General features: G+C 65.5%; 16 protein-coding genes and 1 tRNA gene. 12 read left to right on the forward strand and 5 right to left on the reverse strand.

The features are described from left to right. The first annotated feature begins 461 nt into the window (after positions 1–461). The 4 genes from FCK90_RS10415 to FCK90_RS10430 all read left to right on the forward strand — a co-directional run bounded on the left by FCK90_RS10415 (position 462) and on the right by FCK90_RS10430 (position 3,839). Positions 462–1,199 carry a phage holin family protein gene (locus tag FCK90_RS10415; protein WP_246180158.1) on the forward strand — a complete coding sequence of 246 codons (738 nt, stop codon included), beginning with the start codon at positions 462–464 and terminating at the stop codon, positions 1,197–1,199. Positions 1,200–1,423: 224 nt separating this feature from the next. Beyond that, positions 1,424–2,377, forward strand: a complete 954-nt coding sequence (locus tag FCK90_RS10420) for a DMT family transporter (RefSeq protein ID WP_158034237.1) — start codon at positions 1,424–1,426, stop codon at positions 2,375–2,377. Between the two features lie 87 nt (positions 2,378–2,464). Continuing rightward, the gene (locus tag FCK90_RS10425; RefSeq protein ID WP_425481699.1) at positions 2,465–3,724 is read left to right on the forward strand and encodes a glycosyltransferase; all 1,260 of its coding nucleotides are present in this window, start codon (positions 2,465–2,467) and stop codon (positions 3,722–3,724) included. 41 nt (positions 3,725–3,765) lie between these two features. Further along, positions 3,766–3,839, forward strand: a tRNA-Ile gene (locus FCK90_RS10430). Here FCK90_RS10430 and FCK90_RS16030 read toward each other — a convergent pair. Beyond that, a complete protein-coding gene (locus tag FCK90_RS16030) occupies positions 3,799–4,104 on the reverse strand; it encodes a helix-turn-helix domain-containing protein (protein ID WP_158034274.1) in 306 nt (101 codons plus the stop codon). The two genes, FCK90_RS10430 and FCK90_RS16030, sit on opposite strands and share 41 nt — an antisense overlap. A 166-nt stretch (positions 4,105–4,270) precedes the next feature. Between FCK90_RS16030 and FCK90_RS10440 the strand changes: the two genes are divergently transcribed. The 8 genes from FCK90_RS10440 to FCK90_RS10475 all read left to right on the forward strand — a co-directional run bounded on the left by FCK90_RS10440 (position 4,271) and on the right by FCK90_RS10475 (position 12,534). Continuing rightward, positions 4,271–4,492, forward strand: a complete 222-nt coding sequence (locus tag FCK90_RS10440; RefSeq protein WP_181954283.1) for a helix-turn-helix domain-containing protein — start codon at positions 4,271–4,273, stop codon at positions 4,490–4,492. Then, a complete protein-coding gene (locus FCK90_RS10445) occupies positions 4,489–5,385 on the forward strand; it encodes a hypothetical protein (RefSeq protein ID WP_158034238.1) in 897 nt (298 codons plus the stop codon). Before FCK90_RS10440 ends, FCK90_RS10445 begins: the two co-directional genes overlap by 4 nt. Positions 5,386–5,554: 169 nt before the next feature. Then, positions 5,555–6,607 (forward strand): DUF2637 domain-containing protein, encoded by a 1,053-nt coding sequence (locus FCK90_RS10450; protein WP_246180170.1) that lies wholly within the window; start codon positions 5,555–5,557, stop codon positions 6,605–6,607. A 4-nt stretch (positions 6,608–6,611) separates the two neighbouring features. Then, positions 6,612–7,733 carry a helix-turn-helix domain-containing protein gene (locus FCK90_RS10455; protein ID WP_158034240.1) on the forward strand — a complete coding sequence of 374 codons (1,122 nt, stop codon included), beginning with the start codon at positions 6,612–6,614 and terminating at the stop codon, positions 7,731–7,733. Between the two features lie 3 nt (positions 7,734–7,736). Further along, positions 7,737–8,603, forward strand: a complete 867-nt coding sequence (locus tag FCK90_RS10460) for an RNA polymerase sigma factor (RefSeq protein WP_158034241.1) — start codon at positions 7,737–7,739, stop codon at positions 8,601–8,603. A 226-nt stretch (positions 8,604–8,829) separates the two neighbouring features. Next, entirely contained in the window at positions 8,830–9,738 is a 909-nt protein-coding gene (locus FCK90_RS10465) for a hypothetical protein (RefSeq protein WP_158034242.1), read from the forward strand. Beyond that, entirely contained in the window at positions 9,735–10,949 is a 1,215-nt protein-coding gene (locus tag FCK90_RS10470; RefSeq protein WP_158034243.1) for a transglycosylase SLT domain-containing protein, read from the forward strand. The genes FCK90_RS10465 and FCK90_RS10470 overlap by 4 nt, the downstream gene beginning before the upstream one ends. Positions 10,950–11,727: 778 nt before the next feature. Then, the gene (locus FCK90_RS10475) at positions 11,728–12,534 is read left to right on the forward strand and encodes a hypothetical protein (protein WP_158034244.1); all 807 of its coding nucleotides are present in this window, start codon (positions 11,728–11,730) and stop codon (positions 12,532–12,534) included. 121 nt (positions 12,535–12,655) lie between these two features. On the opposite strand, the gene FCK90_RS10480 is transcribed toward FCK90_RS10475, so the two are convergent. From FCK90_RS10480 to FCK90_RS10495, 4 genes are all read right to left on the reverse strand, one after another. Next, positions 12,656–12,985, reverse strand: a complete 330-nt coding sequence (locus FCK90_RS10480; RefSeq protein ID WP_047692622.1) for a hypothetical protein — start codon at positions 12,983–12,985, stop codon at positions 12,656–12,658. Between the two features lie 51 nt (positions 12,986–13,036). Beyond that, complete coding sequence (locus FCK90_RS10485) at positions 13,037–13,243, reverse strand: hypothetical protein (protein WP_047692621.1); 207 nt, start codon at positions 13,241–13,243, stop codon at positions 13,037–13,039. 61 nt (positions 13,244–13,304) lie between these two features. Beyond that, positions 13,305–13,499 carry a hypothetical protein gene (locus FCK90_RS10490; RefSeq protein WP_156125592.1) on the reverse strand — a complete coding sequence of 65 codons (195 nt, stop codon included), beginning with the start codon at positions 13,497–13,499 and terminating at the stop codon, positions 13,305–13,307. 5 nt (positions 13,500–13,504) lie between these two features. Then, positions 13,505–13,810: a hypothetical protein gene (locus FCK90_RS10495; protein WP_158034245.1), complete on the reverse strand. Its 306-nt coding sequence runs from the start codon at positions 13,808–13,810 to the stop codon at positions 13,505–13,507. Positions 13,811–13,911 lie beyond the last annotated feature (101 nt).

Genomic DNA, 13,911 nt, shown 5'->3' on the forward strand with positions numbered 1-13,911 from the left:
GTCAGGATCAACGTGGTCCGCGTGCACTGCACGTGGGCCGGGGAGAGGCCTGTATCCGGGCAGCGCGAATCAGCGGAAATTGATCGGGGGGAAGCGTGGGAACCAGAACGGGGGAGGGACTATCACAGTTCCATAACGGTGCCACCGTAAACGAGGTGTCACGGAAGAATCAAGACGGTCCCTGCCCAAGCATGCAAATATCGCTGCAACCGCTCCCACATGCGGTGATGGTCTGCCCCACGTCATCCAAGCAGCCGGATGCACCACTTGCCCGGTGTGGCGCGGTATTTTGATCAGCCCGGTGATACTTTGGGTCCGGGCAACACGCAACACTCAGGTTGCTGATGATGAAAAACATTACGGAGGCACGAATGTCCACGTCCGTTGATTCGCACGCGGATCAAGCATCAACCGCTGGTCCAAACCGCGCGGACCGTACGTCACAGGCCGGCGCGGCATCGTTGCCGGACGTAGTCAAGGTCTTCGCCAAGCTCCTCCCGCGCCAGCTGCAGGACGAGCTGGCCCTCGCCAAGCTGGAACTCAAGGAAAAGGGCATCAAGGTCGGCAAGGGCGTCGCGCTCGTCGTCGTCGGGCTCGTGTTCCTGGCGCTGGCGACGATCGCCCTCGTGGTGGCCGCGATCGCGGGCCTGGCCCAGGTCATGCCGTTCTGGCTGTCGGCGCTCATCGTCGCCGCTTTCTTCCTGATCGTGCTGGCCGTGCTGGCGGGCATCGGGGCTGTGACGATCAAGAGCGCCATGCCCTTGAACCCGGTGCGTGCCGTGCGGGGTCTTAAGTACGACCTCGGCGTTGTCAAGGAGGGCTCCGCGTACACGGAGGCTCGTGTGCGCCGCGAGGAGGCCGAGGCCAAGGAACGCAAGGCGCAGGAGAAGAAGGAGCAGAAGACCCAGGCTGCTCACCAGCCCCCGGCTCCCACGGAGGCCCAGCTGCGCCAGCGTCTGAGCGTCCGCCGCGACAAGCTCAAGGAACTGCGGGACGACGCGGAGAACCGCAAGGACCACGTCCAGACCTCCGCCATGGGCTTCGCGAACCGCACCAAGTCGACCTTCTCCAATGCCAACCTGAAGGCATCGTCGATGGCCGAGGAAGTGGGGGAGCGGGTCGGCCCGATCGCCGTGGCTGCCGCCGCCGGCACCGCATTCCTGATCTTCCTGGTCAAGCTCCTCCGCCGTTCGCGCTGATGCGAGGCGCATGCTGAATCCCGGTCCTCGTGCAGGCCGCCGGCGGTAGGCCCGCCGCCGGTCCGCACACAGGGTCGCCATAGGGAACGCCCCGAGGCTATACAGCCTCGGGGCGTTCCCTATGTGCAGGGAATCATCGCCCCGTCCCCTAGCATGGCCAGGTGGCCCGACCGGGTCACGCGAGCGCAGGGCGTTCGCTGCCGAGATCACTGGGAGTCTGCCGAATGCTCTGGATTGCCGTATCGCTCGCGGTATGTTCAGCCATCGGCCTGGCCTGCGGTACCCACTTCCAATCCCTGGCGGTCGTCAGCCGCAGCGACGGGAAACTCTCCCTCAAGCAGTTCGGGAGGGTGCTCCGGTCGCCTCGCTGGACCCTCGGTCTGGTCCTCCTGGGCATAGGGACGGTCGGTAACGTCCTGGCCTTGAGCATGGCCCCGGTGACCGTCGTGCAGCCCATCGGGGTGCTGGGTCTGGTGATCACCACGATCCTCCACGCGCGACACGTCAAGATCCGGATCACGGCCACGACGTGGCGGGCCATCGCGCTGTGCATCGGCGGTGCCACGTTCTTCGTCCTGACGGCGGTCCGCTACACGGACCCGGCCATATCGATCACCGACCACGCCTCCGACGTGGTGACGTATCTGCTGGCCGGACTGGTCGTCTTCGTGTGCCTGGGCATGCTGCTGGTCAAAGACCGCCACCGCGGCCTGTTCTACCTCTTCGCCGCCGGATCCCTCTACGGGTTCGTGGCCGTGGAGGTGAAAGTCATCACAGTCCAGATGCAGACGGGCGGCGGGGCCTGGTGGCAGAACATCGAGTACGGCAATGTCGCCGGCCTGCTCCTGGCCGCCGTCCTGGGCGGCTGGCTCGTGCAGAGCGCCTATGCATCCGGGCCGCCGGAGCTCGTCATGGCGGGGTTGACCGTCGTCGATCCCATGATCGGGGTGTTCGTCGGCCTGTCGGTCCTGGGGGAGGCAGGACCGGATTTCGGACCGCTGGCCGGGACCATCCTGGCCGTGTGCGGTGCCGTGTCCATCACGGGCGTCCGGTTATTGTCGAAGTATCACCCGGAGGTGCTGGCCAAGCTCGCCGCAGCCCGGACGCCCGGGACCGGCCAATTCGGCATCGTGCCCGGCCCGCAGCGCGCCGCGCCTCGAGACCCCTCGGAGGACTGAATCTCTGTGACCCAGAACGACCACCGCAACGGCCACAGCTCGTTTCCCGGATCCAATCCACGCGGTGAGATTCACGACGACTACCGCCTGCCCGCCCGCGACACCGACGATCGCCCGGAGCCCGACGGCGGAGCGCTGACGGTTCTGATCGTGGCGGAGACCTACCCGCCCGATATCAATGGCTCATCCCACTTCTCCCGGCGCCTGGCCCAGGCCATGTCCCGGCGCGGGCACGACGTGCATGTCGCAGCACCGCGGCCCGGCCGAGGCCCGTCCATCCGGCGTATGGACGGCCACGTCACCGAGCACAGGTTCCGCTCCCATACGGCGTTCACCTACACCACGTTCAACTTCTGCTTCCCGTGGGAGATCCGCGGGGAGGTCAATCGCCTGCTCGACGACGTCAAGCCGGATGTCGTGCATATCGAATGCCACTACATCCTGGGGCGGTACATGGCCAAGGAGGCCGCCCGCCGGGGGATCCGCCTGATCGGCACCAACCACTTCATCCCGGAGAACATCGAGCAGTACCTGCCGCTCCCGCCGGTGATCCGCCGGATCTACCGGGGCATCTCGTGGCGCGACATGGCCGGCGTCTTCCGGCACTGCGACGTCGTCACCGCGCCGACGCCCCTGGCCGTGGAGGCCATGAAGAACCACGGTTTCGACTACCCCGTCTACGCGCTGTCCAACGGGATCAGGGCGGAGGACTACGAACTGCACTCCGGCGAGCAGCTTCCTCCGGCCGAGCGCCCGACCATTCTGTTCGTGGGCCGTCTGGACCCGGAGAAGCACGTCGACGTGATCATCAAGGCCCTCGCCCGGATAGCCGGGGCGACGGACGCCGCTCTGGTGGTCGTGGGCCAAGGGGGCGAATACGAGCGACTGTCCCGGCTCGCGGAGGAGACGGGCGTGGGCAACCGGGTCCATTTCCGCGGGTTCGTCCCCGATGACGAGCTGCGGCGCGCCTATCTGGGGGCCGACGTCTTCTGCCAGCCGGGAACCGCCGAGCTGCAGTCCCTGGTGACGCTGGAGGCGATGGCGGCCTCCCGCCCGGTCCTGCTGGCCAACGCCAGGGCGTTGCCGCATCTGGTGGACCCGGGCGTCAACGGGTGGCTGTTCACCCCCGGCGACGACGAGGAACTGGCCAGGAAGCTGACCGAGTTCTTCGGCCTGCCGGCCGATCAGCGCCGGGCCATGGGGCTGGCGAGCCGACGGCTGGTCGAGAAGCACAGTTTCGGTGCGACCGTCGAGGCCTTCGAGCGGATGTACCGCGGGGCCGACCCCGAGGTGCTGCTGGCCAACTGGCCTGTTCTGGACCCGCCTGAGTCTCCGCTAGGCTTGTGAGCCGCTGCGGGCGTCCGCTCATCCGACGGGCGCCCGTTCCAGGGGCGGTAGCTCAGCTGGTCAGAGCAGAGGACTCATAATCCTTTGGTCGTGGGTTCAAGCCCCACTCGCCCTACCCCTGCCCCCGTCGAGACCAAGTCTTGGCGGGGGCTTTGCCGTGCCTGCAGAATGTGCGGCCCCAGGAGCTCGCCGAGCGAGATGTCGAACTCACCTGCGATCGTCGCCAACTCATCAATGCTGAACGAGGTCTTGCCGCGAAGACGATCAGACATGGGCCCTTGTGAGACGCCCAGGGCTACCGCCAGGTCCTTCTGGCGGATACCGAGCCGAGCCATCCAAGCGCGGACTTCCGCTCCCGCTTGTACTGATGTCGTCATCATGCCTCCCTAGGTCTGTGCACCATCTGCACTATTGCAACCGGCTAAGCCGGCTGCACTATTGCCAATAGTGCCAATAGTGCCACATGTATGGGTTTGGTCGAGAAAAATTTGGACACGCCAAACTTTTCGGCTTGAACCGATTGGGCTCAGCCCATACGGTATGGGCATGAACACACCTAGATTGGTATCAGCCAATGTCCGAGCTGAGATGGGCCGTCGCAGCGTTAGCCAGAAGGACCTGGCGGCCGCGCTGGGCTTGTCCCCTGCAGCCATGTCCGACCGCTTGCGCGATCGCGTTGAGTTTCGACTGTCCGAGCTAGACCTTCTCTCGAAGCGTTTGGGCGTGAGCGTTGTCGCGCTGCTGACGGTAGTGGAGGTGGCGGCATGAGCAACGTTGAGGACCGAGTCCTCACGCAGAGTGAGGCTCGTGAGCTCACGGACCAGATCGCAGAAGGACTGATCGACGTGCACACGCTGATCGTCCAGGCCTGGGAGGGTCAAGCGTGGCGAGCATTGGGACATGCGTCCTGGGATGAGTGGATTGACGCGAACTTTCGTGGCCTCCAGTTGAGACCGCCGCGCGAGCAGCGGGCTGAGGTCATCCAGTCCATGCGGGCCGCCGGCATGAGTGTGCGCGCGATCGCTCAGGCCACGGACCTCGGTTATGGAACGGTCCAACGGGCGTCAGGTGATCCAAATGGATCACCTGGACATCCCCTGGAAGACGAGTCAAGTGTTCAAAATCGAACACCTGAACGTTCCCTGGGTGTGGATGGGAAGTCCTACACCCGGCCTGCGGCGCCGTCGGCGGCGGATGTTGCAGCCTTCGATGATGTGGCCCTGGACGACCTGGGTATCGGCGTGATTGACATCGAGCCTGCCCCCGACCTACGGCCTCCGCGTCCGGTATCGCCTTTCGAGCGCCCTGTGCGGGTTGTGGACGTCGCCGGTGAAGCGGTTGTGCCGGCCGGTGCCGAGGTGACTGTTGCGTGGTGGGAGGGGCCGCGTGCTGCGTTGCTGGAGGCGGAGTCTCGGTGCGTGCGGTTGCTGGAGGAGCGCAAGGCTGAGCCGCGTTTGGTGGAGGACCCGGCGGATCCCGGTGCGGCTGAGTTGTCGATGGCTGCTGCCCGGACGGTGCTGGCTGCCGGCGGCGTGATCGTGGATCTGCACCCGGAGGAGCTGGATGCTCAGAGCCGCGCGGACCTGCAGAAGGTTCTGGGGCGTGTGATTGAGGCCCTGGATGGGGTTCTGGGGGATTTGGAGGCCGGCGATGCTGCGTGAGTCTGAGGGCAAAGCAATGCGCGCCCGGGGTGGCACCGGACGCGCATCTCATCAACAGCAGCTAGGAACGGCTTCGTTGGTGTCTGAAACGGTACCAAGGGATCGTTCCTTCCGCCAGGGTTCTGGGTGGTCTCAGAGGTCGCGGAGGATCAACCCTGACACGTTGCCGGTGCAGTGGGTCGTGGTGGCGTTGGTCGTGATGCTGGGCATCACCTCTTTCATCGTCTCGTTCCGCGCGCTCTACGACGTTGCGGAGTGGGCCGGGATCGGGTCGCAGATTCAGTGGGCCGTCCCGGTGTTCATTGACGGCGCGATCTTGACCTACGCGTTGGCCGTTTTGGTTCATCGCTCCCGGGGTGAGTCCACGATTCCTTCGTGGGTGAGCCTGGGTGCTTTCACGGCCATGTCCGTGACCGCTAACGCCGCGCACGCGCTGTCCATCCCGCGCGAGCAGGCATGGCAGGCCTGGATTGGTGCTGCCATCGCCGCGTTGGCTCCCATCGGTGTCTTTGCTGCCACGGAGCAGTTGGCGCGTCTGGTGGTGGAGCGTCCGGGTGAGAGGCCTGCGTCATCCGTGGCTGAGCCAGTTGGTGACGGGTCAAAGGTGTCGCCGGCCCGTCTCGGGATCTCCGCACTGGGGGGCAGCGAGACCCGCTTCCGTTTCCCCCCGCGTGCTGATTACGGCAGGCACACGGAAGCAGCAGCCCCGGTGGAACCGGAAACGGAAGCGGCAACGGATGCCCTTCCGGAAGCGGTTGCCGAATCGTCTTTGGCTCCGGAAACCCTGCCGGAAAGCCCGACTACTGACCCGGAAGACGGGACGTCGGCAGGACCCGCCGGTGACGCTGTTTCTGCTGATGAAACCCGGGTTTCCGGGCTTCCGGAAGCTGTTGCCGATCCGGGTCCCGCGCACGTGTCCGGGGCGGAAACTCCGTCCGGGATGGCAAGTCAGCGACTTGTGGCGGCTCGCGAGGGTAAGGCCGATTCCGGTTCACCGGAAGCCTCGCTGCCGGGTGCCGTTGCCGCTCCGGAAGGGCTTGCGGAGCGGGTTGCCGGGGATGCGGATGGGTTTGCCGCGTGGGTGGCTGAACGGGTCGCCGGTGGCCGGCCGATCACGGGGACTGCTGCAGGGGAGTTTCTGGGTGTCTCGGACAGGACCGGACGGAATCGCATCAAGGAGCTCAAGAACGAGCGTCCCGAGATCTTTGAAGGAGTGAGCTGACCCCATGTCAGTGCGAATGACCAGCTTGGTCTGGCAGCTGCCGCTGTCAGGGAATCAACTGGTGATCATGCTCGCGATCGCCGATGAGGCCGACTCGGACGGGGTGTGCTTCACCGGTCAGCAGAAGCTGGCAGGCAAGGCCCGGGTGTCTGAGCGCACGGTGCGGCGGACCCTGCTGGAGATGCGTGACGCCGGGTTGCTGCACACGGAACGCCGGCCTGCAGAGTGGGCGCGGGGGCGGCGAACGGATGCCATCATCTTGGACCCGGGCGCGATGCTGCGCCATGGTCAAGAGGTGGTGGAGCCGATCGAAGAGCGCCGGCAACGCCAGATCAACCGGCTCTCGTACGAGGTCGATCCGGGGCCCGTGGAATTGGAGGGCAACGCCGGCGACCAGCTGCCGGCGCCCCCCGCGGTGGAGGCCGTCGAGCCTGTGGATAACCCCGTCGGCGATCAACCGGACATAATGACCGGTAAATACGTTTCCCCTAGTCAGGATCAACCGGACATTTTGGCCGGTAGATCGTTCAACCGGACAAATCGGGTCGTTCAACCGGACAAATCGGACACCGATTTCGAGGGTGCCTTAATAGGCTCGCGCGCGCGTCTTTACCCATCCAATCCCATCCAATCCTCGGAACCGGTCGCTGTGGAGAACTCGGGCGCTGCTGGATCGGATCCGATCGGATCGGGGGATGAGCCAACGCAGGGTTCACCGGGTGGTCAGCCCCCTGGTGGGGGTCAGCGGCTGTCGGTGGCGGGTGTGCCGCTGCGGTTGCTGCGGGGCAAGCTCGGCGGCGACACCGGTGTGCTGGCCGGGCTTGATGACGTGGTGGTGGCTGAGGTCATCCGGGTGGTGATGGCCCGGGCCGCGGGCCCGGTGCTCTCCCCGATGGGGCTGATGATCGCTGCGTTGCGTGACCGGGCCTCGGCCTTGGACACGATCGAGGAAGCCATGGCCCGGGTGGAATCCCGCCAGCCACAGGGCGAGGATCACCGGCCGGTGGCCTCCAGCCCAGCACGCCGGCAGGTGACCTGCCGGGTGCATCACAGCTCGCATCTGCAGGGCCAGGAGTGCCCGGGGTGCCGGGCAGATCGAATCGTCGCAAGGGTCCAGGAGGCATGAGCCATGGCCACGACACAACAAACCCGCCAAGACCAGTCAGCCCGGGTGCGGCTGGAATCGGGGTCAACGGCTGCCTGGGAGGCCGTGCGAGCGGTCATGGGCGATGTGGTGCCCGTGATCCGGGGCAAGCTCACAGCCGGTGGAGCTGCCAGTGACGTCGAGGACGTCGCCCAAGAAACCCTGATGTCGGCGGTGCGATCGGTCTCGAAGTGGGACCCGGAACGGGGCACCCTGACGGGGTGGGTGACCACGATCGGCAAGCGGAGGGCAGTGGACCACCTGCGCTCCAGGCACCACCAGGTCACCGCGGTGGGGATATCCCCGGTGGGTGGAGCGACCTCGGAGGACGTGTGGGAAGTCGATGTGGCACAAGAGGGCCACGAGGACGCGGTCGTGGACCGGTTGGCGTTGGCCGCCCAGATCCACGAGGTCCTGGCCGAAGTCCGGGCCGTGCTGCGCTGTGACCGCACGGTCCACCGGGCGCTGACCCTGTTGATCGATTGCGAGGGAGACACCGAGCTTGCTGCCAAACGGTTGGGCACCACGACGGCGGTCGTGCGTGAAGCCCGGCGCGAGACGGTCCGCGCGGCGTGTGTGGTCCAGCGGGCCCAGGGGCTGCACCGGTCAGCACAGCGGGTCACAGCTGGTGCTTTGTTGGATTGCCTGCCGGCGGAGATTGGGGCATGGACGCGCACGATCACGGTCGAAGCGGTCCGCGCCGGTGGGTTCGAGCGGGTGCGGGTTGAGGCGGTGGCTGCTGCGACGGGGTGGTCGATCTCCACAGCACGGCAGCGGCTGGGGGACACGAAGTGGCTGCTGAGCATCGCGCGCACCATCGCTGAGACCGGCACGATCCAAGCCGCTGCGTGAAGCCCTGACACACACCGGGGGCCGCTGGGGTGGATGGGTGGAACAGGAGGCCATGATGACGCAGCACGACCACACACCACACCACGACCAGGGTCAGGACCCAGAAGGTCTTGAGCTCCAGGACGAGTCGGGGGCACAGGCCGGTCATGCCGATGAGGATTTGCATCCGCGAGCACGTCGGGCCAGGGCCCGGAAGGGTCCGCTGCGTCGTGGTTTGGGTGTGGTGATGGATCAGGGGTGGGCGTTCTTCCACCCACCGGACGCGTCCTGGAAAGCACCGGGGGAAGACCGGATCCAAGACCGATTCCAGGCTATCGCGGCTTGGATTGACGCACACCGCGGTGGCCGCGCACTGGCAGCCCTGGTCGTGGTGATCCTGGCGCTTGCTGCAGCGTTTGTGTTCCTCCTGGCCGCTGGGGCGATCCTCAACGGTGGCGAGTCCGGGGCCGCGGCGGAGACCACCCAGGTGGATTCCTCCACAGGCGTGGCGGAGGCCGGGGACTTGCCCTCCGTCGGCACAGCGTCACCGGGTGACAGCACCGGACAGGGCGCCTCTGGCGAGACCGGGGAGCCGAAGGACGCTCAGGCTCTGGTGGCTTCCAAGGCCGTGTTGAAGACCATCAACGAGGATACGGGCCTGGTGCGTAATCGTGAGGCCGACCAGGAGGACCCGTTGGTGACCGGTGCGAGGTTCCTGCGGGCGATGCGCACGGTGGATACCACGAAATCCAGTGTCCAGGACTGGCGGGATGCGCGTGATTCCTTCACGGATGGTGGATTCGGTGGGGTGGTGCAGGACTGGGACGTGGCCGGGCAGGCCGAGGCCACATCGAATGCGGTGGTGACCTGGGCTGGGATGGACGCCGGGTTGCACGAGGGCCGCGGTGTCGCCCCGGGGTTCGACTACGGGGCGGACACGGAGGCCGGCACGCACCTGGTGCAGGTCGCGATGCGGTTGGAGCGCAGCGTGAAGGCCGGGGAGGACCGCGTGGATACCCCGTCCGGGGCGCTGATGGAAGCGGTGGTGGTGTGCCCGCCGGCCAGGGATGGTCAACGGTGCGTGGTCACGTCCTGGGCTGCCACTCCTAAAGACTTCGTGGCGCATTCAGCAACCCGGTGGGAGCCGGGGTCGTGAGCGTGGTGAAGAAGGCCGGCGCTGCGGCGGTGGTGAAGTGGGTAGGCCCACCCGTTGCCGGGGTGGGCTTTTTCCTTGTGGTGGTCATGCTGGTCTTCGCGTTGTTGATGACCTTGATGACCGCTGGCGCGTCCTCAGCCAAGGACGCTGCCGACACCCAGGCCGCAGCGGCGAACGCGGCATCATCGTGCCGGGTGGATGCGGCCAACAGTGGTGGTGGGACGGGGCTTCCGCAGGTGGAGGTGCCCTCGGAGTTCGTGGGCCCGATCGAAGACGCGGCCAAGGAGACCGGGTTGCCCAAGGAGATCATCGCCGCCCAAGTTGATGCCGAATCGGGGTTCAACACTCAGGCTGTTTCGCCTGCGGGGGCGGTTGGTCCGGTGCAGTTCATTCCTACGACGTGGGCTGCTTACGGCGATGGTGGGGATCCTCGTGATCCCGGTGACGCGTTGGCTGCGTACGCGAGGTACATGAAGCACCTGCTGGGTCTGGCTGATGGGTGGGCTACGGATGGGGGCCCTGATGCCCCACGGTTGGCGGTGGCGGCCTACAACGCCGGGGAGGCAGCACCTGGCTTGTCTCAGGGGCAGATCCCTGACTATGAGGAAACCCAAAATTATGTCACCAAAATTTTCGGCGACGCCCAGATCAATTTCGCTGTGGATTGTTCAGCTGTGATGTTGACCAGTGACATCGAGCTCGGGGATGGGGAGTGGGCCAACCCGCTGCCCGGTGGGCACTTCACCTCCGGCTACGGGTACAGGAATCTGATCGCCGGCTGCGCCCCGGATGACATGTCCCTGATAAACGGCTGCTTCGCCAACCACCACCTGGGCGTGGACTTCGCCACCGGTGGTGGCAGTGGCCCGGGCGGAGTGGTCGTGGCACCCACGGATGCTGAGGTGGTGTGCGTTCCGGGTGATGCCTTCGATGGCATGGTCCAACTGAAAGTGGACAACGGCAAAGACTCCCCGATGCTGATCAACTTCTTCCACACGGACTCCCAGATGGTGTCCGTGGGGGACAAGGTCAAACGCGGTGACCCGGTGGCCATCGAGGGCAACAAGGGATTCTCCACGGGCACGCATTTGCACATGGAGATCATGAAGCCCGGCACACCGGCCTGCAAGAAACCAGGCGAGGTGGACGCTGCAGGGCGGTCCTACAACGTCAATCCCGAACCGATCATGAGGCAGAAAGGAATTCTGTGATGAACACGAACAAAACCAGGTGGTGTGCTGCCGGCGTGGTTCTGGTGGCGTTGGTGGGTGTGAGTGGTTGTGGATCCGCTCAGGTCCCGGAGCCGTCGCCGACTGCGACCGCAGCGACCACGTCGCCTGCAGGGGAGTCTCCGAAACGGTTGCCTGGTGCTGATGAGTCGCCGGCACCAGCGGGCGAATCCTCGCCGACTGGTGATGCTGGTAGCCCTGCGGCGACGGGGCAGTCCTGGCCATCGGTGACACCCGGGGCGGGGGATGTGTCCGGTAACGGCGTGGTGGCTCCCTCGCCCTCGCCCGGTGAGGCGGGGGACGGGAAGTCGTTTGGCGGGTTCATGGATCTGGGGCGGGTGGACCGGTCTGACCCGGAGGCTGTGGCGGTGGAAGCGATGCGAGCCCTGGTGGAGTGGGAGACGGTAGGGGACACGGTCCCTGGTGCTTCGATCCAACGCGCTGCGCCGTTGCTCTCTGATGAGGTGGTGGAGCGTGAGAGTGGCGCCCCGGGTCGGTGGGCGCCGGTGTGGTGGAACCAGGCGTTGGCGGCCTCGGCTTGGTCCTCGGCCACAGCCCAGGTCGCTCCGTCACGGGTGGAGGTTGAGGCGCCGGAGGGTATGCGGTTCATCGGGGTGGATGTGGCCTGGACGTGGCATGCAGACACCAGTGAGGTGGTCCCGGAAGGGGGACGGCGCTCATGCACGGTGAACGTGGAAGAAACCGGGAGCAATGAGTTCACGGTGGCGGGTTATCACTGCGAAGAGGGACGGTGAGGGGCATGTCTCGGTATTTGGCGTTGACACTGCTGGAAGACGACCGGTGGTTGGCAGGCTTGTTGCATGACATCAAAGACCTGGGAGGTTCGATCACCGTGGACGAGTACTGCTCGGGGGGTTGTGTCACCGTGGACGGATGCTGCGTTGGAGGGCTGTTCTCGCATGCGGAGATCTCCGAGTTCGTTTCCCGGTTGCGGTCGTTGGGGCTGGTGTCCCATGGTGACGACGGCTTCGTCGCGTTGACCTCGTGGGGACGAAGCATCGCTGATCAGAGGGCCAACGAGTGGGCGGCTGACGAGGGTCGGTTGTATTCCATTCGACGGCGAGTCCTCCAATATTTTGACGTTGGAGCTCACACCTCACGACATGTCCACAAGTATTGCCAGTGGGCTCCTGGTGACGGGGAACCTACTCACGAGGAGGTTGCCCAGGTGTTCGCGTGGTTAGCCCGCAAGGGGTTCATCGCGGCCGAGAACCGTGGTGACATGTGGCTCGGGTTCGCCCGGTTACCGGAAGTAGACGCGGCCTTGCTATCTCCGGAGTGGCGGTATCTGGATATGGAAGTAGAAAAGGACACCGATCCGTGTGAGCGGCCGGAAACCGCGACGGATGCCACCGGGTTGGACGCGGTTCGCGATCACCTCGATCAGGCTCTGATAATCCTTGATCAGTTGCCTCTGCATGAGAGGGAGGGGATCCGCGTCCGTGGTGGGGCCGTAAGGAACGTGGGCGGGTCGCAGAGGGTGCCGCGCGGGGTTCTACGAGCCATTGTTGATGGTGTGTTGTCCAGGGTGCGTCACCGCAAGTGATCCCGTGGCTGCAGGGCGGTCTCCTGGGCGCGGAAGTGCAGCTGCCACAAGGACGGACCGCCACAGACTGAGGGCCCCGAACCTAACGTTCGGGGCCCTCAGTCTGTGGCCGGTGGTTTGTTCACAGGGACAGCTGCAAGGCGAGGCTGAGAAGTGATATTCCTAGGGCCGCCCCGTAGCCGTAGGAGAAGTACTTGGTTGCCTCAGCGATCTCGCTCTTGTCGAATCCCTCGCGGCGCATCCGACGTCGGAAAAGCGTCTCGATCGTGAACAGCGTGATCGCGAAGATGATCCCCAGTCCGGTCAGGAAGTAAGCGCCCGTGGCGTACAGATCCGTGTCCAGGGGGCTGAGGAAGGCGAAGAGGGCCCAACCGATCATCGCGGCCGCGGGCACAGCGACCCAGGCGAGGACTCGGCCCAGGGGGATGGTGTCGGTGGTGGTGGTGTCCATGGTGGTCTCCTTTGGGTGGTGGGTTCAGTGTGCCGGCGGTCTCCGACATGGTTAGGTCCGCAGCACGATTTCCACGGCGTCGTCCAGGTCGCAATCGTGGGTGTGGATGTTCAGGGCCTGGCGCAGCGTGGTGATGTCGTCGGTGGTGAGCTCCAGGCGGGTGCCGTCGTTCAGGTGTAGTTCTCCGCGGTCGAAGGCCACACGGAGGTGGTCGATCTTGTTGTCGTTGTAGGTGTCCACGGTGGTTGTCTCCTTCATCGGGTTGTCTGCAGGTGATCGGTTCCGATCACCTGGCTGTCACGCACGCGGTGTTGTGTGCTCAGGGTGTTTGGTCTTGGCAGGTGGGGCAGATGGCGGTGATGCCGTCGTTGGTGACGGTGATGGCCCACCCGAACTGGGATCCGAGGATCCAGATGAACTGTGGGTCTGTGGTGACCCAGCTGGTGGCCGCGCGGTGGCCTGCGCATCGTGCGCAGCTGATCACGTACTCCCGGTCTCGGGTGGCGGTGCTCATGGTGCTCACCGGGTTTCCGTGGCCGGGATCTCGGTCCCGGGCCAGGGCGACCCGGTGCGGGTGATGCTGGTGGTGTCGGGGCCTTCGGAGAGGTCACGTCGGTACGTGAAAGTGGTCCGTCCATCGGTCAGACGCACGTACAGGATCGGTGCCCCGGTCTCGGAGGTCCCGGCGGAGGCGCTATCTAGTTCCCAGCCTTCGATGGTCCCGGAAAGGACCTTGACGACGTGGGCGTCCTGGTCGTCGCGGGTGACCTGCAGGTCCAGGGCCTGGTTGTCACCGCAGCGGAACTGGGCATCCAACGGCGGCATGGACCCGTTGGCTGCGATGTAACACGTCAGAGGATCCACGGGTGAGGTGGAAACGCTTGGTGACATTGTGGGTGAGGCAGGGGTCTGCCATGGGTCGTCAC

It is taken from the genome of Kocuria coralli, assembly GCF_008831305.1.
Taxonomy (GTDB): Bacteria; Actinomycetota; Actinomycetes; order Actinomycetales; family Micrococcaceae; genus Kocuria; species Kocuria coralli.

What these genes read in the sequence shown, in the direction of transcription:
- FCK90_RS10480 (WP_047692622.1), bottom strand. Translation starts at nt 12,985, where the DNA reads ATGGACACCACCACCACCGACACCATCCCCCTGGGCCGAGTCCTCGCC.
- FCK90_RS10485 (WP_047692621.1), bottom strand. Translation starts at nt 13,243, where the DNA reads ATGAAGGAGACAACCACCGTGGACACCTACAACGACAACAAGATCGAC.
- FCK90_RS10475 (WP_158034244.1), top strand. Translation starts at nt 11,728, where the DNA reads ATGTCTCGGTATTTGGCGTTGACACTGCTGGAAGACGACCGGTGGTTG.
- FCK90_RS16030 (WP_158034274.1), bottom strand. Translation starts at nt 4,104, where the DNA reads ATGATGACGACATCAGTACAAGCGGGAGCGGAAGTCCGCGCTTGGATG.
- FCK90_RS10490 (WP_156125592.1), bottom strand. Translation starts at nt 13,499, where the DNA reads ATGAGCACCGCCACCCGAGACCGGGAGTACGTGATCAGCTGCGCACGA.
- FCK90_RS10455 (WP_158034240.1), top strand. Translation starts at nt 6,612, where the DNA reads ATGTCAGTGCGAATGACCAGCTTGGTCTGGCAGCTGCCGCTGTCAGGG.
- FCK90_RS10445 (WP_158034238.1), top strand. Translation starts at nt 4,489, where the DNA reads ATGAGCAACGTTGAGGACCGAGTCCTCACGCAGAGTGAGGCTCGTGAG.
- FCK90_RS10495 (WP_158034245.1), bottom strand. Translation starts at nt 13,810, where the DNA reads ATGCCGCCGTTGGATGCCCAGTTCCGCTGCGGTGACAACCAGGCCCTG.
- FCK90_RS10440 (WP_181954283.1), top strand. Translation starts at nt 4,271, where the DNA reads ATGAACACACCTAGATTGGTATCAGCCAATGTCCGAGCTGAGATGGGC.
- FCK90_RS10465 (WP_158034242.1), top strand. Translation starts at nt 8,830, where the DNA reads ATGGATCAGGGGTGGGCGTTCTTCCACCCACCGGACGCGTCCTGGAAA.
- FCK90_RS10460 (WP_158034241.1), top strand. Translation starts at nt 7,737, where the DNA reads ATGGCCACGACACAACAAACCCGCCAAGACCAGTCAGCCCGGGTGCGG.
- FCK90_RS10420 (WP_158034237.1), top strand. Translation starts at nt 1,424, where the DNA reads ATGCTCTGGATTGCCGTATCGCTCGCGGTATGTTCAGCCATCGGCCTG.